The following is an 18,776-nucleotide window of genomic DNA, read 5'->3' as shown; positions in this document are numbered from 1 at the left end:
GGCGAGGATGGTGCGGTGAGTGACGACTGCCGTTCAGGCGACCAGCAGGTGACGGTACGGCGTGCCGTCGAGGAGGACGACGAGGCGCTGCTCGCGATCGAGCGGAGCGCGTGGGACGCGTCGTCGGGATTCCCGTCGTACCAGGAGACCTTGCAGGACACGTTCTTCAGCCGCAGCGGGCCCGAGGCGCATCTGGTGGCGGAGCACAAGGGCGCGGTGGTCGGGTACCTGCGCCTGCAGGACAAGTACCCGTTCCCCGAGGGCGCCGGCGTACTGACGATCAACGGCCTCGCGGTCGCCCACGAAGCCCGGCGCCTGGGCGTCGCCTCCGCACTCCTGGACGCCGCAACCACCGAAGGCCGCCTCCGTGGCGCCCGCAAGATCAGCCTGCACGTCCACAGCACCAACACCCCCGCCCGCCGCCTCTACGAACGCCACGGCTACATCGTCGAAGGCACCCACCCCAACGAATTCCTCATCGAGGGCGACTACATAGCCGCCCTCGACATGGCGAAGATGCTCTGACGGACCTACGGGTTGAGGCCGTGTTTGCGGAGCCAGGGTTCGGGGTCGATGGGGGAGCCGCCGTCGGGGAGGACCTCGAAGTGGACGTGGGGGCCGGTGGTGTTGCCGGTCATGCCGATGCGGCCGACCATCGTGCCGGCCTCGACCGAGTCGCCGACGGAGACGTCGAACTCGGACATGTGGCTGTACGACGTGACGGTGCCGTCGGCGTGCCGCACCTTCACCTGGCGGCCGTAGGCGCCTTCGAAGTCGGCCTGGATGACCTCACCGGCCATCACCGAGCGGACCGGCGTACCCATCGGGGCCGCGAAGTCGAGACCGGTGTGGTTGTGCGCCCAGCGGCCGCCGGCCTGGTTGAAGCGGGCGGTCAGGTGGTAACCGGTGGTCGGCAGCACGACCTTCGGGGCTGCGGCCGCCTTGAGTGCCGCGGCCTTGGCGAGGGCCTCCTTCTTCGCGGCGGCGAGGGCCTTGGCGTTCGCCGCGGCCTTCTTCGCGGCTGCTGCCTTCGCCGCGGCCAGTGCGAGCGACCGGCGCTGCGTCAGCGTCGCGTTCGCGGCCAGACGTGCGGCCCGCTGCTTCGCGGCGGTCTCGGCCGCGGCCTTGCGGGTCGCCGCGAGCGACAGGTCGATCCGGGACGCATCCCGGGACCCGAGGTCGCGCCGGTCGATGCGGGCGGCGGTCAGAGCGTCGGCCTGTGAGGGGTTCAGGCCGGTGCTCCCGGATGCGTTGGCCGGACCGGTCGCGGACGAGCTGAGTCCGACGGTCGTGGTCCCGGCGGCCGCAGCCAACGCGGCGGTCAGACCGATCAACTGGGTACGGCGGTTCGCGTTGCGGCGGGAGGAGCGGTGCTTTGCCACCCGGCGCGGAGCAGCCGGGCGCCTGGACGCCTGCCGATCTGTTTCCGGCGCGTCTTGATGAGTGGGCACGAGAAGCCTTCCAGGGGAGGGGAAACCGCCGTGGAGGGGGCACGGCGACTGAATGACCATAACGAGCAGGTCACGGACGTCCCAAACACGGATTGCGGAAAGTTCAACGAAATCGAACACGCTCGGTGAGGGCGTCCTGTCGTCCGGTGCATGCTCAGGCGTGAACCGCCTGGGCAAGAAAGTCGTTCCGACCGTGACGCGGATCACCCGCCGATTGGCGTCGAGCAGCCCCTCCGGACCGGTATAAGACGCCGCGCCCAGACGCGCCCTAGCCGTACGTCGGTGCCTGCGGCCAGCCTGCTGGGGAGTCCTCCCAGTCCTGCTGGCGGCCGTAGGCGGCGAGGTCGGAGATGTTCGTACTGAACAGCAGGCGGTCGACGCCGCGCTGGCCTGTCGTGTAGGTGCGGAAAACGTTGTCGCCGTCGCGCAGGAACATGCTCAGCAGGAAGCCGTCGCCGACGCCACAGTCGGCGGAAAACGTCGTACCCGCCGAGGACGCGAACGGGATGTGCTCCCAGCCCATTTGCTTCCAGTACCCGGCCATCTGCTCGATCGGCATGTCGGAAACGGTCGCCCAGGCCACGTCGTTGCCCGCCAGGCCCGCAAGGTTGACGACGTTCTTGGTGAAGCCCGTGCAGCCGGGGCAGAACGCGTCCGGGCCGGCGTCCATGAACTGGTACAGCGCGAGCTGGCGGTGCTCACCGAACAACTCCAGCAGCGTGACCGGCCCGTCCGCCGCCGCGAACGTGTACTCGCCGAACCGCACCATCGGCAGCCGCCGCCGCTGGGCGGCGATCCGGTCCAGGGTGCGCGTGGCCTCCTTCTCGGCGACCAGCAGTTCGGCGCGGGCCGCAGCCCACTCCTCGGCCGGCACCACAGGCGGCATAGCTGTCTCGGACATCTGTGCTCCTCTCATAGGTTCTGTCAGTAGGACGAAGCCGTTCGAGGGTTCTCGACATCTGATATCTGCTGGCCGCAGACGAATCTGTGCTCTGGCTGCCAGGGCGCGTAGGACTGTGTCCATGCGGATCGCGATCTTTGGTGGAACCAGGTTCATCGGCCGGGCCGTCGTCGAGCGGCTGGTGCGGGAAGGGCACACGCTGCTGGTCGTGCACCGCGGCGACCACGAGCCGGAGGATCTGGTGCCGGTCGAGCATGCGCATGTCGACCGCCACGACGGGACGGCCCTGGCCGCCGCGCTGAAGCCGTTCGATCCCGAGGCGCTCGTCGACATCTCGGGGATGAATGCGGCGGCCGCCGACGCGGCCCTCGGTGCGGTCGGGCCGTCCGTGAAGCTGGTCGCGATCTCCAGCGGCGACGTCTACCGCGCGTACGACGGCCTGCACTCGGACCGTACGACGGACGCGCTGCCGCTGACCGAGGAGTCGCCGCTGCGCGAGCGCCGGTTCGTCGACGGGCCGGAGTACGAGAACCTGGAGATGGAGGAGCGGTATCTCCCGGCCGGCGCGACCGTCCTGCGGTTGGGGGCGGTGTACGGCGAGCACGACTATCAGCGGCGCTTCGAGTTCGTGCTCCGGAGGATCCGGGCGGGGCGGCGGCGGATCCCGGTCGGTTCCGGGCAGTTCCTCTTCAGCCGCGTGTACGTCGGCGACGTCGCAGCCGCAGTGTCCTTGGCGCTGGACGGCGACCACCCCGGTGCCTTCAACGTGGTGGAGCCGTCGACCGCGCCGTACCGACTGTTCGCCGAGCAGATCCTGGCGGCGGCAGGGGCCTCGGATGCGGAGTTGGTGCGGGTACGGGACGACCTGCTGCCGCCGGACCTGTCGCTCACCGGGGCGATCGACCAGCACCTGCTGATGGACCCGTGGAAGGCGCGCACGGTGCTCGGCTGGGCTCCGGTGGATCCGGCGGAAACGCTCCGCCGGTCTGTTCGGTGGCATCTCGCGCATCCGCCGACGGACGCCTCGGCCGACTTCACCGAGGACGACGCCGTACTGGACTGAAAATTGGTCAGGAGCACTCCGCGGAACCGGTATGCTTTCCGGGACGGACTGAGGGGCCTGCAAGGTGCGGCCGGCTCGATTTCACATCGGGGCGGCGGACCGTGTAATCTCTCTCCTCGGCCCGCCCCTTTAGCTCAGTCGGCAGAGCGTCTCCATGGTAAGGAGAAGGTCTACGGTTCGATTCCGTAAAGGGGCTCTGAGAACGGCATCCCACCTTCGGGTGGGAGCCCAACTCACCCGGCGGGGTAGCTCAGGTGGTTAGAGCACACGGCTCATAATCGTGGTGTCGCGGGTTCGACTCCCGCCCCCGCTACCGACTCAGTATTTCGAGAGTGCGATCACCCAAGTTGCGTACTCATGACCCGAAGAGGTAGCAGTGGCCAAGTCGACCGACATTCGCCCGAAGATCACGCTGGCGTGCACGGTGTGCAAGGAGCGGAACTACATCACCAAGAAGAACCGGCGCAACGACCCGGATCGTCTTGAGCTGAAGAAGTACTGCCACCGGTGCAACGACCACACGGACCACCGCGAGACCCGCTGACCTCAGGTCTTTCGCAAGGGCCGCTTCGGACTCCCGAAGCGGCCCTTTGCTTGTTCCCTCAGACGGTCAGAATCGGGCGGCCGCCCTCGTACGCCGTGAGACGCTCGTCACGGGGAGTCAGGCAGCAGGAACCGCAGAGGGTCCCGTTGCCGACGTCGCTCGTGTAATACAGACAGCACGTGTTCCGCAGGTAGACGAGCTTGCCGGCCGCCACTTCCACTTCGCCGAGCCGCGCGAGGCCGCCCGGCGCCTTCGCGACGAAGGTCCGCCACCGCTCGAGCAGGTACGCCGGCTCCACCGTGACGCCCTCGCGCGTCGCGGCGCAGAATCCCATCGCGACTCCGGCCGCGACACCGCCGTACACCTGCCGCAACCCGGCCCGGGTTCGCCGGTGCAGCTCCTCGGTAAGTGGCAGCAGGTGTTTCCGCAGTACGACGTCGTACAGCGTTTTCAGCCCACCGGGCAGGAAATCCGCGGAACGGACCGCGACCGCCGCGATTCCGTGGCCGTCGTGCGGCCGGACCCACAGGTTCTGCGGGCGGATGTCGAGGACGCGGCCCTCCAGCGCCCAGAGCAGGAGCGCGGTCGCGGGCGCGCGGCCGGCGTAGAACGACATCATGCTGAGCGCGTTCGCATGCGCCGTACGGTGACAACTGGCCTCGTCGTCGCGCTTCAGCAGCTCGGTGAGCTCAGGACTGCCGGGCTCCAGGATCCGGTCCACCCGCAACCACTCGGAGCCCTCCGGCTCGCCGATCTCCAGCCGGTACCGAGGCGCGTACTTCGCCAGCGCGGCCACTGCCGTCACGTTCCACCTTCTCCGTCGGAATCATGGGCGGCGGAAACCCGGGGAAGAGCGTACCTGGCAGCCCCACGCCTACTGCGCGGCACTCGGCGGGCACCTGCTCGCTACGGCGTGGGACTGCCAGGCACGCTCTGGCAGTCTGCCAGTAGGGTTAGCGGATATGACGATCGACGCCACGATGGTCGGCCGGAGTTACGCGGCCGCCGAGTCCTATCAGGTCGGCCGGGAGAAGATCCGGGAGTTCGCCGACGCGATCGGCGACCGTAACCCGGCGTACCGGGGCGATGACGCGATCGCGCCGCCGACGTTCGCGTTCATGGTCGGCAGCCGCGCGCTCGAGGAGCTGCTGAACGACGAGGAACTCGGCCTGCGGCTGGACCGGATCGTGCACGGCGCGCAGAAGTTCAGCTACACGCGCCCGATCAAGGCCGGTGACACCATCTCCGCGACCGCCACCATCACCACCGTGCGCAAGGCCGGTCCCGTCGAGGTGATCATGTACGAGACCACCCTGACCACCGCCGACGGCGAACCGATCGCCACCGCGACGTCGACCCTCTCGCACAACCGGGCGGACGCATGATGGAGGTAGGTACGGAGCTTCCGCCGCTGACCGTCACGCTGCGGCGCGAGGACCTGGTCCGGTACGCCGGGGCCAGCGGGGACTTCAACCCGATCCACTGGAGCGACCGGATGGCCGCGGCGCTCGGTCTGCCGGGTGTGATCGCGCACGGGATGCTCACGATGGCGTCCGCGGTGCGCGTCGTCACGGACTGGCTCGACGACCCGGCCGACCTCGTCGAGTACGGCGTACGGTTCACCAAGCCGGTCGTCGTACCGGACGACGACAAGGGCGCGAATGTGACGTTCTCCGCAAAGGTCGACAAGGTGGCGGACGGCCTCGCGGAGATCGACATCACCGCGGTTGCCGGCGAGGAGAAGGTGCTCGGCCGGGCCAGGGCGGTCGTGCGGGTCCGGTGAGTACGCACGTGTCGCTGGCCGACTACACCACGCTGCGGATCGGTGGTACGGCCGACAAGTTCGTCGAGGTCGGTACCGAGGACGACCTGATCACGGCGGTCCGGGACGCCGACGCGGCCGGGGAACCGGTGCTGCTGCTGTCGGGCGGCAGCAATGTCGTGATCGGGGACGACGGTTTCCGCGGGACCGTGGTGAAGGTCTCGACGTCCGGGATCCGCGTCGACGCGTCCGCCTGCGCCGGGGCGATGGTGCACATCGCGGCCGGGGAGGACTGGGACGGCGTCGTCCGGCGCGCGATCGCGGAGGAGTGGAGCGGGCTCGAGTCGATGTCCGGTATCCCCGGGCTCGCCGGGTCGACGCCGGTGCAGAACGTCGGGGCGTACGGTCACGAGGTCGCGGAAACGGTCGCGTCCGTCCGGGTCTGGGACCGGGTCGCCGGCAAGGTCGAGACGATCTTCGCGGCCGGCTGCGGGTTCAGCTACCGCAATTCGCGCTTCAAGGCCGACCCGTCGCGGTACGTCGTACTCGAGGTCGCCTTCCAGTTGACGTTGGGCGATCTGTCGGCGCCGGTCGGGTACGCCGAACTGGCCCGCGTACTCGACGTCGAGCCGGGATCGCGCGCGCCGATGACCGAGGTCCGCGAAGCCGTCCTCGGCCTGCGCCGCGGCAAGGGCATGGTGCTGGACCCCGCCGACCACGACACCTGGAGCGCGGGCTCCTTCTTCACCAACCCCATCCTCGACACCCCCGCCGAGGTCCCCGCCGGCGCGCCCCAGTGGCCGCAGCCCGACGGCCGCGTCAAAACCAGCGCCGCCTGGCTCATCGAACACGCCGGCGTCTCCAAGGGCTTCACCATCGGCAACGCCGCCGTCTCCACCAAACACACCCTGGCCCTCACCAACCGGGGCCAAGCCACCGCCAAGGAACTCCTCACCCTGGCCACCCACGTCCGCACCCAGGTCCAGCAGTCCTTCGACATCACCCTCATCAACGAGCCCGTCCTGGTGAACTGCGGATTCTGAACGTTCTCTTGTTCTTCGGCTCCGGGTCCGATAGCTGTGAATGACTTACAGCTTCCGACCCAACGCTGGAGGATTCATGCGAGAGTTGTCCGCCCATCTGCGCCGTCGGCAGTTCCTCACCCTGGCCGGTGCAGCAGCCCTTGCCACCAGTCTGGTGCCGGAGGCCAAGGCGACCGCCCAGCTCGGCAACCTGTTCACGCTGGGCGTCGCCTCCGGTGACCCGCTGCCGGACGGTGTCGTGCTCTGGACCCGCCTCGCACCCGAACCGGTCGCGCCCGACGGCCGCGGCGGTATGCCCGGCAGGCGCGTCCCGGTCACGTGGGAGATCGCCGAGGACGCACGCTTCCACCGCGTGGTACGCCGCGGCGTCGAGCACGCCGTACCGGAGTGGGCGCACTCGGTCCATGCCGAGGTGCACGGGCTGCGCCCGGACCGCGAGTACTGGTACAGGTTCATCGTCGGTGACCAGGTCAGCCCGGTCGGGCGGACCCGGACGGCGCCGCTCGCGCACCTGCGGCTGAACGAGTTCAGCTTCGCCTTCGCGAGCTGCCAGAACTACTACGAGGGCTTCTTCACCGCGTTCGGTCACATGGCGCGGGACGACCTCGACCTGGTCGTCCACCTGGGCGACTACATCTACGAGGGCGGCGGCCAGGGCACGATCGGGCGCGGGCATCTGCCGGCCGCAGAGGTCTTCAGCCTGGCCGACTACCGGATCCGGTACGGGCAGTACAAGACCGACCCGGACCTGCAGGCCGCGCACGCCGCGGCGCCGTGGGTGGTCGCGCCCGACGACCACGACGTCGAGAACAACTGGGCCGGTGACATCTCGCAGATCGACACCGAGCCGGACCAGGATCCCGCCGTGTTCCGTCAGCGCCGCGCGGCGGCGTACCAGGCGTACTACGAGAACCTGCCGCTGCGCCGTTCGTCGATGCCGCACGGATCCGAGATGCAGGTGTACCGGCGGCTGACGTTCGGGGACCTGGTTCAGTTGAACGTGCTCGACACGCGCCGGTTCCGGACCGACCAGCTGGAGCAGTGCGCGCAGGACTGTGACGCCCGCTGGGACCCGGAGCGGACGATGCTCGGCGCCCGGCAGGAGAAGTGGCTGCTGGACGGCCTGGGCCGCTCGTCTGCCCGCTGGAACGTTCTCGGCAACCAGGTCTTCGCCTTCGAGGCCGACCACGATGCCGGTACGTCGCAGCGGTACGGCATGGATCCGTGGGACGGGTACGCCGCCGCGCGGCAACGGCTGTTCGACGGCGTGATCGAGCGCAAGGTCGGCAACTTCGTGATGATCACCGGCGACGCCCACCGCAGTGTTGCCGCGGACCTCAAGCAGAACTTCGACGACCCGGACTCGCGAACCGTCGGCGCCGAGTTCCTCGGTACGTCGGTCAGCTCGGGCGGCAACGGTGTGGACATGGACAGCCTCGGCGTCACGTGGCTCGCCGAGAACCCGCACATGCGCTTCCACAACAGCCAGCGCGGTTACCAGCGCTGCGTGGTGACGCCGGCCGAGTGGCGCACCGACTACCGCGTCGTGGCGCAGGTGATGGTTGCCGACGGCCCCGTGGTCACGCGGGCGAGCGTGACGGTCGAGGCGGGTCGTCCCGGGGTGGCCGACGTGGCCGGCTGACGGCCTGGGGCTCTCGGGCCCCCGGCTCCCATCTGAAAAAGATTTGCGTCAGGGGTAGGCGGCAGGGGTCGATGTTGCTAATCTTTTGCGCAATCTGGTGGGAGGTGGAGTGTGAGGCGTAAAGGGTTTTCTCGGCGGGAAGTGTTGGCCGGGGTGGGGGCAGGGCTGGCTGCTGCTGTGGTGCCGGGGTGTTCCGGTGGTGACAGTGGGCGGTCGGGGGCTCTGCAGGTGTGGGGCGGGGTGCCGGCGGCGTCCGGGCCGGCTGATGTGGTGAAGGCGTTCCAGGCGAAGTTTCCGCAGTACAAGGTGAACTACACGCGGTTCGTGAACGACGACCGCGGCAACCTCAAGCTCGACACCGCCCTCCAGGGCGGCGTCGACATCGACGTGTACTTCACGTACTCGCAGGGCGCGATGGCGTTGCGGGCCGGGTCCGGACTGGCGGCGGACCTGACCGATCGGGTCAAGGCCGACCCGGACCTGCAGGTGTTCCTCGACACCGAGCAGCCGCGGTCGTACATCGACAACGGCAAGGTCACGGCGCTCGCCACCGCGCGGGAGCCGTTCTTCGTGCTGTTCAACGAGAAACTCCGGCAGCAGGCCGGCGTCGAACTCCCGCAGGCGTGGACGATCGACGAGTTCCGCGCGACGGCTCGCAAGCTCACGACCGACACGACCGTCGGCACGTACACGCTGCCCGACGTCGCCCGGATCGCCCTCGGTCCGAACTACTGGTACGACGGAAACCGGTCGAACTTCGGCGATCCGCACTTCGAGCAGGGTTTCCGCGTCGGCCGCGAGATGATCGCCGAGGGTACGGCGTTCCCGTGGACCGAGGTGCTGTCCCGGCACCTGGACGCGTACCAGCAGAACTCGTTCCTCGGCGAGGAGTTCCACCTCTGGTCGACGGCCCCGTTCAACCTGCGCTACCTGTACGACGCGAAGAAGTATCCGCACGACTTCAAGGTCGCGTTCGCGCCGTCGCCGACCGTCGACGGCCAGAACTGGAACGGCGGCTCGTTCAGCAACTTCATCATGGTGAACCCGAAGTCGCCGAAGCTCGAGGCGGCCTGGGCGTTCGTGAAGTTCTGGCTGACGGAGGGCGCGACGCCGATGCTCAAGGGCGGCAAGATGCCGGCGCTCGGCAACGTCACCGACGAGCAGATCGTTTCCGGAATGCTCGGAAAAGAGCCGGAGAAGTACTTCGATCTCGACTCGTTCCGGCGCGTCGTCCTGGCGGCCGATCCGAAGCTCGCCACCGACACCCGGCTGACCGGATTTCCGGAGATTTCCCTGGCGGTGAAGCAGCAGCGCGACCTGTGCTGGCTCGGCGAGAAGGACCCGGGGGTCGCGATCCGCGAGGTACGGCGGCTCGCCGACGCCGCGATCGCCCGTAACGAGAGGAGGCCCTGATGGCCACCGCCACGGTCGTCGCGGCCGGTACCAAGGCCCGTACCGAACAGGGCTCCGGGATCCGCCCGTCCGGCTGGATCGGGTTCCTGTTCATCGCCCCGAACCTGCTCGGCGTACTCGCGTTCACGCTGATCCCGCTGATCAGTGTGGTGGTGCTCGCCTTCACCGACTGGAACCTGGTGTCCGGCCTCGGCGGCATCACCTTCAACGGCATTGACAACTTCGTCGCGATCGCCCGCGACCCCGGGTTCTGGCACGCGATCGGCCTGACCCTCGTGTACGTCGTCGTGTCGGTCCCGCTGACCGTCGTCCTCGGACTCGCCCTCGGGATCGCGCTCAACCGCCCGCTGCCGGGACGGGCCGTCCTGCGGGCGATCTTCTTCCTGCCGTACATCGTCAACGTGGTCGCGATCGGCATGACCTGGCTGATGCTGATGAATCCCAAGGCCGGCCTGGTGAACCAGGTACTGGACGCGTTCGGGATCCAGCCGGGATGGTTCGCCTCCTCGCACTGGGCGCTGCCGGCGCTGATCGTGATGGCGGTGTGGGGCGGTGTCGGGTACTGCTCGCTGATCTACCTGTCCGCGCTCCAGGACGCGCCGCGGCAGCTGTACGAGGCGGCCGATATCGACGGTGCCTCCGCGTGGTCCAAGTTCCGCGTGATCACCTGGCCGTCGTTGCTGCCGACAACGATCTTCCTGCTGGTCACCCTGATCATCGGGGCGTCGCAGGGCTTCGGCCTGATCGCGCTGATCACCGCGGGCGGCCCGGGGGACGCGACCACCACGATCTCGTACTACATGTACCAGACTGGCTTCCAGTTCTACCGGTTCGGCTACGCGTCGGCGATCGGCCTGGTGACCTTCGTCGGCGTACTGGTCCTGACCCTGGTCACCTGGCGGGCGCAGCGCGGGAGGGCTCTCAATGACCAGTAAATACAGCAAATGGATCTGGGGCGTTCCGCTGTGGATCCTCGCCATCGCTTTCCTGGCGCCGTTCGCGTGGATGATATCGACCGCGCTGAAGGCGGACGTGGACGCCTACAAGATCCCGATGCAGTGGATCCCGGATCCGTTCCAGTGGGACAACTTCAGTACGGTCCTGAGCGGGGCGACCTCGGTACTGCCGGCGTTCGGCCGCTCGGTGTTCGTGGCGCTGCTGCGGGTCGCGGGGGAGCTGATCACCGCGACGATGGCCGGTTACGCCTTCGCCCGGATGTCGTTCAAGGGCCGGGACAAGTTGTTCCAGCTGTACCTGGCGACGGCGATCATTCCGGCCCAGCTGCTGCTCGTTCCGCGGTTCATCTACTTCCAGAAACTCGGGCTGTACGACACGCTCTGGGCACTGATCCTGCCCGGAATGTTCACCGTGCTCGGCACTTTCCTGATGCGCCAGTTCTTCGTCAGCCAGCCGGCCGAGTTCGCCGAGGCGGCCCGGATGGACGGTGCGAACGAGTGGCGCGTGTTCACCCGGATCTACTTGCCGTTGGCAACACCGGTGATGAGCGCGCTCGGCATCCTCGCGTTCGTCTGGTCCTGGAACGACTACGAGACGCCGCTGGTGCTGATCAGCAACCCCGACCGGTACACGCTGCCGCTCAGCCTGACCAACTTCGTCGACGAACAGGGCCAGATCGCGCCCGGCCTGACGATGGCCGCCTCGGTGATCTCGATCGTGCCGGTGCTGATCGTGTTCGTCGTCCTGCAACGCCGCTTCATCGCCGCCATGACTCATACAGGGATCAAGTGATGCAGAACGTTTCAGGTGTCTTCCCGCATCTCGCGCAGGTCGGCGACTTCGGTCCGCCGCGCAGCGAGCTCGGTATCGGTTCGCTGATGCCGTGGAACGGGAAGCTCTACGTCCAGAACTACAACTCCCACAAGGCGCCGTCCGGCGCGGGCGTCAGCCTCCGCCGGGTCGACGCCGACCTGTCGATGGAAATCGTTCCGGAAACGCTCGGCGTGGACGGAACGTACACCAACCGTTTCGTGCATTTTCCGACCTCGAAGCTGGTCCTCGGGCCGCACGTGATTTCCGCGGACCACAAGATCGTGACGGTCCCGGAGCTCCGGCCGCTGCGGGTGTGCGGTACGGCGCGGCACCTGACGAAACCGGACACGCACGTCTACGTCCTCGCGATGGAGGGCGAGCTGTTCGAGCTCGACGTGACGACGTACGAGTGCACGCAGCTCTTCGACCTCAACGACGAGCTCGGGACCGACGGCGAGATGAAGGTCCACTACAAGGACTGCTACACGTCGTTCGGCCGGCTCGTGGTGTGTTCCAACGAGTACTCCGAGCCGGAGTGGGCCGGTGAGCGGTCGCGCGGGCGACTTGCGGAGTACGACGGTCAGGAGTGGAAGATCCTGCGGAACGATCCGTTCACCGCGATCGGCGGACGGCACGAGTTCGGCGGGACGATCTTCGCGACCGGCTGGGACCGGGCGTCGGCGATCCTCGAGGTGTTCACCGAGGCCGACCAGCAGTGGACGCGGTACCGGCTGCCGAAGGCGTCGCACTGTTTCGACCACAAGTGGCAGACCGAGTGGCCGCGGATCCGCGAGGTCGAGCACGAGCGGCTGCTGCTGGACCACCACGGAATGTTCTACGAGTTGTCGCCGTGGGCCTACGGCGGCCGGATCTGGGGCGTCCGCCCGATCTCGACCCACCTGTGGGTGCTGGGCGACTTCTGCTCGTGGCGCGGGATGCTCGTGGCCGGTGCGGACAACGCTTCGCCGAGTCATGGGCTCAATCCGACGACGGCCGAGCCGCAGTCCGGGTTGTGGTTCGGGAAGACCGACGACCTGTGGAGCTTCGGGAAGCCGGCCGGATGGGGCGGACCATGGTGGGAGACAACGGTTTCCGCGGGCGTTCCGTCCGATCCGTACCTGATGACGGGCTTCGACGGAAAGTGTCTGCACCTGGAGAACTTCTCCGACGTCCCGCTGCCGATCACGGTCGAGATCGACTTCCACGGGCACGGCCGGTTCGGCGCGGTGGAGACGTTGACGGTCGAGCCTGGGCAGGTTCGGTCACACGTTTTCCCGCCCGGGTTCAGTGCGCACTGGGTGCGGGTGGTGAGCGCCGCCGACGGGGTCGCGAGTGCGCAGTTCATCTATACGTGATGATCACGGAATGGATTCCTCGATGGAACGAGCCGGCAGTCCGAGTCCGTTGCAGCAGGTCAAGCGGGCCCTGCCCGAGCTGAACGGAGCGATGCAGCGGGTCGGCGAACACGTGCTGGCGAACCCGGACGAGGTCGCGCGCGGTTCGATCACCAAGCTGGCCGAGGCCGCGCAGACCTCGGCCGCGACGGTCACCCGGCTGTCGACCCACCTCGGGTACGCCGGGTATCCCGCACTGCGGGCCGCGCTGGCGATGGAGGTCGGCCGCGGGCTGGAAGCAGGCTGGGCCAGCGACATCGGCATGGCGATCGGGCCGGCGGATCCGCCGGAGCAGGTGCTGAACGTGCTCGCCTCGACGCAGGCGAACGCGCTGCGGAACGCGTTGGCCGCGATCGACCTGACCGCGGCGACCCGAGTCGCGGACGCGATCGCCGGCGCCGGGCGTACGCATATCTACGGCGAGTGGGGCGACGCGATCCCGGCCCGTGAGCTGTACATCCGGCTGCTGCGGATCGGGATCCCGGTGGGATTCTTCGACGGACCGCAGTCCTCGCAGATCGGCGCCGGCCTGCTCGGCGAAGGCGATGTGGCGCTGACCGTCACGCGGTCCGGCACCGATGCGACCACCCTCGACTTCCTCCGGCGTGCCCGCGAGGAGGGTGCGCTCACCGTCGCGATCACCGGGATGCCGGACGCGCCGATCGGCCGGATCGCGGACGTCACCCTCGACACCGGTACGCCGAACGGCGCGAACTGGACCGAGTTCTTCGCCGGCCGCGCGAGCGACGTACTGACGGCCGGCCTGTTGTTCGTCCTGGTCGCACAGCGGGTGCCCGACCACCTGACCGCACATCATCCGAACGGGCCCGGGCAGCCCGTCGTACAGCCAGATACCTAGAGAGGTCCGTGCATGCAGCAGCTCGAGGTCCAGTCCGATCTGACCGTCGTCGGCGGTGGGCTCGCCGGCATCTGCGCGGCGATCGGCGCCGCGCGGCAGGGGAGCACCGTGGCGCTGGTGCAGAACCGGCCGGTGCTCGGCGGCAACTCGTCCAGTGAGGTGCGGGTGTGGGTGTGCGGGGCGACCGCGCACGGCGTCCAGAGCTTCGCCCGCGAGACCGGCATCATGGGTGAGCTGTTCGTCGAGAACCAGTTCCGGAATCCGCTCGGAAACCCGTACTACTGGGATCTCGTGCTGTTGGAGGCGGTCCGCGCCGAGCCGCGGATCACGCTGTACCTGAACACCGACGTCCGGTCCGTCGAGGCCGCGGACGGTGAGATCCGGTCGGTGACCGGGTGGCAGATGGGGTCCGAGAAGGAGATCCGGTTCGTCAGCCCGGTGTTCGTGGACTGCTCGGGGGACGGGCTGGTCGGAATGCTTTCCGGCGCGGATTTCCGCACCGGCCGGGAGCCGCGCTCGCAGTACGACGAGTCGTGGGCGCCCGACGTACCGGACTCGAACACGCTCGGCAGCACGATCCTCTTCTACAGCAAGGATGCCGGGGAACCGGTCCGGTTCGTGCCGCCGTCGTTCGCCCGGGACGTCACGGAAACCGCGATTCCGGAACGCCGGGTGATCCGGACGGATATGAACGGCTGCGCGTTCTGGTGGATCGAGTGGGGCGGTGAGCTGGACGTCGTCGACGACAACGAGGCGATCCGCGACGAACTGCAGGCCGTCGTGTACGGGATCTGGGACCACATCAAGAACTCCGGGCGGTTCGACGCGGACAACCTGACCCTGGAATGGATCGGGTCGGTCCCCGGAAAACGTGAGTACCGGCGTTTCCTCGGCGACCATGTGCTGACCCAGCACGACGTGCTCGAGCAGACCGACTTCGACGACCGGGTGGCCTTCGGCGGCTGGTCGATCGACCTGCACCCGCCCGGCGGCGTGTACGCGGCCGAGCGCGGTTCGAAGCACTGGCATCCGGACGGGAACTACCACATTCCGCTGCGTTCCCTGTACTCACGGAACGTCCGGAATCTGTGGATGGCCGGGCGGAACATCAGCGCGAGCCATGTCGCGTTCGGGACCACGCGGGTGATGGCGACCTGTGCGCTGCTCGGTGAGGCGGCCGGCGTCGGCGCAGCTGTTGCCCTGCGCAACGGATTGACGCCGCGCGAGCTGGCACACGACCGGTTCGGCCTCCTGAAGCACGCGCTGACCCGCGCCGACGCGTCGGTTCTCGGGGTCGTCGACGACGATCCGGAAAACGTTGCCCTGTCGGCGACCGTCACCGCATCGTCGACCCTGACCCGGCCGGCGCTCGAGGTCTCGGCCGGAACGCTGCCGCTGACCACCGACCTCGGAATCGTCATTCCGGTTGACCCCGCGCTCGACGGTTTCGAGCTACTCGTCGACTCGGCCGGAGGTTCCCTGACCGTCGAGCTGCACGACCCGGTCAAGGCGCAGAACTACCTCCCGGCGCAGCTCGTCGACTCCTGCACCGTGGAGGTACCGACTGGGGAGAAGCGCTGGATCCAGGTCCCGTTGGCCTGGCGTCCGGCAGCTCCGTCCAACGCGTTCGTCGTCCTGCGCAGCACGCCGGACATCTCCGTCCACACCGCTGCGACGGGGCTTCCGGGGACGGTTCACTTTGCTCATCGCGACCCGGCGGCCGACGAACAGTGGAGCGAGCAGTTCCGCCCCTGGAAGCACATCCTGCCTCGCGGGGGTCTGTGCATCCGTCTTGGTGAGACCGCGGCGTACGCACCGGACAAGGTGATCGGCGGCTACTCCCGGCCGTACGGCGGGCCGAACCTGTGGTCGTCCGAAGATCTTGCGTGGGACTCCGAGCCTTGGCTCGAACTCACCTGGCCCGAGCCGGTCGAACTCTCCGAGATCGTCGTCGTCCTGGACGCCGACGTCCAAGAGGACCTCATCAACCTGCACCATCATCGGACCCCGTTCGAGACCCTCCCGACGCTGCTCGCTGCCTATGACCTGGAGGTCCGGGACGGCGACGGCCCGTGGCAGCGAGTCGCCGAGGTCACCGACAACCACCACCGCACCCAGCACCACCACCTGCAAACCCGTGCGCGAGCCACCCAGCTCCGCCTCACCACCCGCCAAACCAACGGCGCCCAACGCGCCCACGTGGTCTCGATCCGCGCCTACTCGTCACCTCAGTAACGCCACTCGAGCTCGTGCTGCAGCATCCAGTGCGTCAGCGGCTCGGCGGCGCTGGGGGACTTGGCTGCACCGGTTAGCAGGTCGGACAGCACCTGGGTCGGTGCAGCCAGGCGGAGGCCGGATTCCAGCTTTCGTGTGCGGGTGTACGGCAGCTCGGTCGGCGGCTGGGCCAGGACGATCGTCTTGCTCCTCGACGGCACCAGCTCCCACAAGGTGGCGGCGGACCGAGCATCCGGCGTGTAGATCACGGTGGGCCCGGCCGGAGTGTCCGGAGCCCACCGCTGGGCGGCCGCCGTGCCGCTCACCGCATGGCGGACCGACGTACCTGGGATGCGGTCGAGGAGCGTCTGGAGATCGTGTCTGCTTCGCCAGTACGTCAACCAGGGGTTGCGGCTGAAGGCAAAGTCCTGGTTCCAGCGATGGAGGAGCGCCAGCCAGCTCGGTACGGCGAAGACGCCGGGAGCCTTGCGCTCCACAAGATCCTCGCGCTCCAGCTGGCCGATCACCCGGCGGACGGACGGCGCCGTGACCCCGCTGGTCGTCACGAGATCGTGGGTTGTCCACAGGGTGCGGAAGTCGAGGAGGGCCCGAATGATCGGTGCCGCCACGTCGGAGGAGAGGGATGCGTTCATCGGCGTACTCCGAGGCGGAGGTTTGCGTAGGTGGTCCACTCGTAGTGGTTGTTGTCTCGGTTCAGGTTGATGAGGCTGACTTGGGTCAGTTCGGTTCGGGCTGTGCCGCCGGGGAGGGCGTTGACGCGTTGGCGGAGGGGGTCGGCCGGGGCGGGCTGGTTCCAGTAGCCGAGGGAGATGTGGGGGTCGAGCTCTGGGAGGGCGGGTACGGAGTCGCTGCCCCAGACGTCGGTGATCGCGGCGCGGAGCTGTGCGCGCAGGCGGCGCAGGCGGTCGACGGGGGAGACCGGGAGTTGCAGGCTCTCGACGTCGACGACCGCGGGGCCGACCTTGATCTCGAACGGCCGGAAGTACTCGAGCCGGCGTTGCGCCGCGTCGATGATCGGATCGAGGTCCGACTGCGAGACCTTGTCGGCGAACCCGATGCCCTGCAGCGTGAGGTGCAGCCATTGGACCGGCACCGGCGTGATCCCGGGCAGCGAACCGACCAGCCGCCGGTACGCCGCGTGCATGTCGGTCAGCACGGGATCGTTCGGGAAGATGACGTGCCACGTGTAGAACGACCGCCCGGGACGCCAGTTCGGGCGCCAGTACCAGTGATCGCGGACTTCCCTGATCATGTGTGCTCCTCGATCACGCGTCGTCGGTCCGGGGTGGTCAGGCGGGCCGGTAGCCCGGGTTGCTGGGTGAACTCCGCGATCCGGTCCCGCAGCATCCGGCCCTTCGGGCTCCGCGCGTACGGCGCTGTCAGGGCCGCGACCTCCGCGAGGCGCTGGATCAACGGGCGAACGCGGTACTCCGGCGGGAGCTCCAGCACCGGGTCCACCGCCTCGATCGCGCCGTCGAGGTGTCCGAGGAGCAGCCGGGCCTTCGCTTGCTGCAGACGGGCCATCCGCTCGGAACCGGCGTTCCGGAGCGCGTACGGGACGGCCTCGAACAGGGAGATGCTGTGGTCGGCGTGATCCGCGGTCCGTTGGGCGTCGCCGAACGCCAGGTGCGTGTCCGCCCACAGTCCTTCGGCGCGTTCCGGCGTACAGAGCAGGACGCCGCCTGGTTCGGAGTCGGCCGGGCGGACGGCGAGGGTTCGGGCGACGTCGAGGAGGTCACGGGCCCGGTCCGTGCGCCCGGCGCGGGCGAGGTCGACCGAGGCCGCGCTGGCGAGGAAGAGCCGTGCCGTGCCGGCGTTGTACCGCAGGCCGTCCTCGGCGTACGCCGCCGCGCGGGCGAAGTCCTCCTGCCAGAACGCGGCGGTGTGCTGGGTGGCGCGGATCCAGCCCCGCAGTACGTCGTGATCCGCGGCCTCGGCGCAGGCCCACGCCGTCCGGGTGTGGCCCTCGGCGATGTCCGGCCGGCCGAGATCGACCGACATCCAGGCCAGCAGCGTGATCGCCCAGCCGGCGGCGCCGTACAGGTCCCGGGACTGGCGCGGCGACTGGTTGCCGGCGAGCAGTCCGAAGGCGCGGTCGCGGATCGCGCGGCTCTTCGCGAACAACGGCCGGATCGGCGTCCGCAGGTACGACTGCGCGATCCGCTCGATGTCGGCGTGCAACTGTTCGACGGTGAGCTCGCCGACGTTCGACTCCTCCGCGAACGACAGCAGCCCGATGGACTCGTCGCCCGCGGTCACCAGGTCGTCGTCGTGACCGGCCATCGACGCCGGCGGCGTCAGCTCCGGCTCGGTCAGGGCGAGGCCGGCGGGCGGGAAGAATCCGAGGTCGTTGTCGGAGGCAACGCCGAGCACGTGGCGCAGCCCGGAGCGGTACGCCGCGCCGGGCCAGCGGACCGCGCCGCGTTCCAGCTTGGCGATGTAGTGGCCGTCGAGCTCGTACTTGATCTCGGTGGTGTCCCAGAGCCACGCGCAGATGGTGTCGGCCAGCTCGCTGCGGGACATGTGTTCGCCCGGTGCGCGCCGTGATGGGGTGCGTTCTCGCGCCTCGCGGAGAAACTCGTTCGGCCCTGACATGGCGGTAACTGTAAGGCGCTGAACACCCTCTGCGACGGCGAAATCGGGCCTTGTGGACGATCTGCCCCACACTGCCCCGAGATGCCCCGAATCCCTGTGGAAAA

At 68.6% G+C, this 18,776-nt stretch carries 19 protein-coding genes and 2 tRNA genes; 15 read left to right on the top strand and 6 right to left on the bottom strand.

Annotated elements, in window-relative coordinates; genetic code table 11:
• The first annotated feature begins 15 nt into the window (after positions 1–15).
• The gene (locus E0H50_RS10405) at positions 16–525 is read left to right on the top strand and encodes a GNAT family N-acetyltransferase (protein ID WP_131286469.1); all 510 of its coding nucleotides are present in this window, start codon (positions 16–18) and stop codon (positions 523–525) included.
• A gap of 5 nt (positions 526–530) precedes the next feature.
• Here E0H50_RS10405 and E0H50_RS10400 read toward each other — a convergent pair whose 3' ends face one another.
• Positions 531–1,451 carry a M23 family metallopeptidase gene (locus tag E0H50_RS10400; protein ID WP_238150878.1) on the bottom strand — a complete coding sequence of 307 codons (921 nt, stop codon included), beginning with the start codon at positions 1,449–1,451 and terminating at the stop codon, positions 531–533.
• 268 nt (positions 1,452–1,719) lie between these two features.
• A complete protein-coding gene (locus E0H50_RS10395; RefSeq protein WP_131286468.1) occupies positions 1,720–2,352 on the bottom strand; it encodes a DUF899 family protein in 633 nt (210 codons plus the stop codon).
• 121 nt (positions 2,353–2,473) lie between these two features.
• On the opposite strand from E0H50_RS10395, the gene E0H50_RS10390 reads away from it, so the two are divergent.
• The 4 genes from E0H50_RS10390 (at position 2,474) to rpmG (ending at position 3,959) form a co-directional block, all read left to right on the top strand.
• Positions 2,474–3,415, top strand: a complete 942-nt coding sequence (locus E0H50_RS10390; RefSeq protein WP_131286466.1) for an NAD-dependent epimerase/dehydratase family protein — start codon at positions 2,474–2,476, stop codon at positions 3,413–3,415.
• Positions 3,416–3,538: 123 nt separating this feature from the next.
• Positions 3,539–3,611: transfer RNA gene (locus E0H50_RS10385), tRNA-Thr, on the top strand.
• Positions 3,612–3,654: 43 nt separating this feature from the next.
• Positions 3,655–3,728, top strand: a tRNA-Met gene (locus E0H50_RS10380).
• Between the two features lie 63 nt (positions 3,729–3,791).
• Positions 3,792–3,959: a 50S ribosomal protein L33 gene (gene rpmG / locus E0H50_RS10375; protein ID WP_130384703.1), complete on the top strand. Its 168-nt coding sequence runs from the start codon at positions 3,792–3,794 to the stop codon at positions 3,957–3,959.
• A gap of 58 nt (positions 3,960–4,017) precedes the next feature.
• On the opposite strand, the gene E0H50_RS10370 is transcribed toward rpmG, so the two are convergent.
• Positions 4,018–4,764 (bottom strand): (2Fe-2S)-binding protein, encoded by a 747-nt coding sequence (locus E0H50_RS10370; RefSeq protein WP_238150877.1) that lies wholly within the window; start codon positions 4,762–4,764, stop codon positions 4,018–4,020.
• A gap of 157 nt (positions 4,765–4,921) precedes the next feature.
• Between E0H50_RS10370 and E0H50_RS10365 the strand changes: the two genes are divergently transcribed.
• From E0H50_RS10365 to E0H50_RS10320, 10 genes are all read left to right on the top strand, one after another.
• Entirely contained in the window at positions 4,922–5,344 is a 423-nt protein-coding gene (locus tag E0H50_RS10365; protein WP_131286464.1) for an FAS1-like dehydratase domain-containing protein, read from the top strand.
• The gene (locus E0H50_RS10360; protein WP_420323241.1) at positions 5,344–5,742 is read left to right on the top strand and encodes a MaoC family dehydratase; all 399 of its coding nucleotides are present in this window, start codon (positions 5,344–5,346) and stop codon (positions 5,740–5,742) included. Before E0H50_RS10365 ends, E0H50_RS10360 begins: the two co-directional genes overlap by 1 nt.
• Positions 5,739–6,764 (top strand): UDP-N-acetylmuramate dehydrogenase, encoded by a 1,026-nt coding sequence (locus E0H50_RS10355; RefSeq protein ID WP_131286460.1) that lies wholly within the window; start codon positions 5,739–5,741, stop codon positions 6,762–6,764. The genes E0H50_RS10360 and E0H50_RS10355 overlap by 4 nt, the downstream gene beginning before the upstream one ends.
• A 76-nt stretch (positions 6,765–6,840) precedes the next feature.
• The gene (locus E0H50_RS10350; protein WP_131286458.1) at positions 6,841–8,406 is read left to right on the top strand and encodes an alkaline phosphatase D family protein; all 1,566 of its coding nucleotides are present in this window, start codon (positions 6,841–6,843) and stop codon (positions 8,404–8,406) included.
• 240 nt (positions 8,407–8,646) lie between these two features.
• Complete coding sequence (locus tag E0H50_RS10345) at positions 8,647–9,819, top strand: ABC transporter substrate-binding protein (protein WP_131286456.1); 1,173 nt, start codon at positions 8,647–8,649, stop codon at positions 9,817–9,819.
• On the top strand, positions 9,819–10,754 hold the full coding sequence (locus E0H50_RS10340) for a carbohydrate ABC transporter permease (RefSeq protein ID WP_131286454.1): 936 nt from the start codon (positions 9,819–9,821) through the stop codon (positions 10,752–10,754). The genes E0H50_RS10345 and E0H50_RS10340 overlap by 1 nt, the downstream gene beginning before the upstream one ends.
• Positions 10,744–11,568 carry a carbohydrate ABC transporter permease gene (locus E0H50_RS10335; protein ID WP_131286452.1) on the top strand — a complete coding sequence of 275 codons (825 nt, stop codon included), beginning with the start codon at positions 10,744–10,746 and terminating at the stop codon, positions 11,566–11,568. The genes E0H50_RS10340 and E0H50_RS10335 overlap by 11 nt, the downstream gene beginning before the upstream one ends.
• The gene (locus E0H50_RS10330) at positions 11,568–12,944 is read left to right on the top strand and encodes a hypothetical protein (RefSeq protein ID WP_131286450.1); all 1,377 of its coding nucleotides are present in this window, start codon (positions 11,568–11,570) and stop codon (positions 12,942–12,944) included. Before E0H50_RS10335 ends, E0H50_RS10330 begins: the two co-directional genes overlap by 1 nt.
• Positions 12,945–12,954: 10 nt before the next feature.
• Positions 12,955–13,842 carry a MurR/RpiR family transcriptional regulator gene (locus E0H50_RS10325; protein WP_131286448.1) on the top strand — a complete coding sequence of 296 codons (888 nt, stop codon included), beginning with the start codon at positions 12,955–12,957 and terminating at the stop codon, positions 13,840–13,842.
• A 12-nt stretch (positions 13,843–13,854) separates the two neighbouring features.
• On the top strand, positions 13,855–16,077 hold the full coding sequence (locus tag E0H50_RS10320; RefSeq protein ID WP_131286446.1) for an FAD-dependent oxidoreductase: 2,223 nt from the start codon (positions 13,855–13,857) through the stop codon (positions 16,075–16,077).
• Here E0H50_RS10320 and E0H50_RS10315 read toward each other — a convergent pair.
• From E0H50_RS10315 to E0H50_RS10305, 3 genes are read right to left on the bottom strand one after another with little or no spacing between them, the layout of a single operon-like run.
• On the bottom strand, positions 16,071–16,709 hold the full coding sequence (locus E0H50_RS10315) for a hypothetical protein (RefSeq protein ID WP_131286444.1): 639 nt from the start codon (positions 16,707–16,709) through the stop codon (positions 16,071–16,073). The two genes, E0H50_RS10320 and E0H50_RS10315, sit on opposite strands and share 7 nt — an antisense overlap.
• Entirely contained in the window at positions 16,706–17,329 is a 624-nt protein-coding gene (locus E0H50_RS10310; protein ID WP_131286442.1) for a 2'-5' RNA ligase family protein, read from the bottom strand. Before E0H50_RS10310 ends, E0H50_RS10315 begins: the two co-directional genes overlap by 4 nt.
• Complete coding sequence (locus E0H50_RS10305) at positions 17,326–18,672, bottom strand: NsdA family TPR-like regulatory protein (RefSeq protein ID WP_131286440.1); 1,347 nt, start codon at positions 18,670–18,672, stop codon at positions 17,326–17,328. Before E0H50_RS10305 ends, E0H50_RS10310 begins: the two co-directional genes overlap by 4 nt.
• Positions 18,673–18,776 lie beyond the last annotated feature (104 nt).

Source organism: Kribbella sindirgiensis, assembly GCF_004331435.1.
GTDB classification, from domain to species: Bacteria; Actinomycetota; Actinomycetes; order Propionibacteriales; family Kribbellaceae; genus Kribbella; species Kribbella sindirgiensis.
Note: the sequence above shows the minus strand (reverse complement) of the source record. Positions and strands in the feature narration are given on the sequence as shown.

Excerpts from the sequence above, each read along its gene's own strand:
- E0H50_RS10360 (WP_420323241.1), top strand. The coding sequence starts at position 5,344 with ATGGAGGTAGGTACGGAGCTTCCGCCGCTGACCGTCACGCTGCGGCGC.
- E0H50_RS10350 (WP_131286458.1), top strand. The coding sequence starts at position 6,841 with ATGCGAGAGTTGTCCGCCCATCTGCGCCGTCGGCAGTTCCTCACCCTG.
- E0H50_RS10320 (WP_131286446.1), top strand. The coding sequence starts at position 13,855 with ATGCAGCAGCTCGAGGTCCAGTCCGATCTGACCGTCGTCGGCGGTGGG.
- E0H50_RS10395 (WP_131286468.1), bottom strand. The coding sequence starts at position 2,352 with ATGTCCGAGACAGCTATGCCGCCTGTGGTGCCGGCCGAGGAGTGGGCT.
- E0H50_RS10305 (WP_131286440.1), bottom strand. The coding sequence starts at position 18,672 with ATGTCAGGGCCGAACGAGTTTCTCCGCGAGGCGCGAGAACGCACCCCA.
- E0H50_RS10340 (WP_131286454.1), top strand. The coding sequence starts at position 9,819 with ATGGCCACCGCCACGGTCGTCGCGGCCGGTACCAAGGCCCGTACCGAA.
- E0H50_RS10365 (WP_131286464.1), top strand. The coding sequence starts at position 4,922 with ATGACGATCGACGCCACGATGGTCGGCCGGAGTTACGCGGCCGCCGAG.
- E0H50_RS10315 (WP_131286444.1), bottom strand. The coding sequence starts at position 16,709 with ATGAACGCATCCCTCTCCTCCGACGTGGCGGCACCGATCATTCGGGCC.
- E0H50_RS10335 (WP_131286452.1), top strand. The coding sequence starts at position 10,744 with ATGACCAGTAAATACAGCAAATGGATCTGGGGCGTTCCGCTGTGGATC.
- E0H50_RS10310 (WP_131286442.1), bottom strand. The coding sequence starts at position 17,329 with ATGATCAGGGAAGTCCGCGATCACTGGTACTGGCGCCCGAACTGGCGT.
- E0H50_RS10325 (WP_131286448.1), top strand. The coding sequence starts at position 12,955 with ATGGATTCCTCGATGGAACGAGCCGGCAGTCCGAGTCCGTTGCAGCAG.
- E0H50_RS10330 (WP_131286450.1), top strand. The coding sequence starts at position 11,568 with ATGCAGAACGTTTCAGGTGTCTTCCCGCATCTCGCGCAGGTCGGCGAC.
- E0H50_RS10390 (WP_131286466.1), top strand. The coding sequence starts at position 2,474 with ATGCGGATCGCGATCTTTGGTGGAACCAGGTTCATCGGCCGGGCCGTC.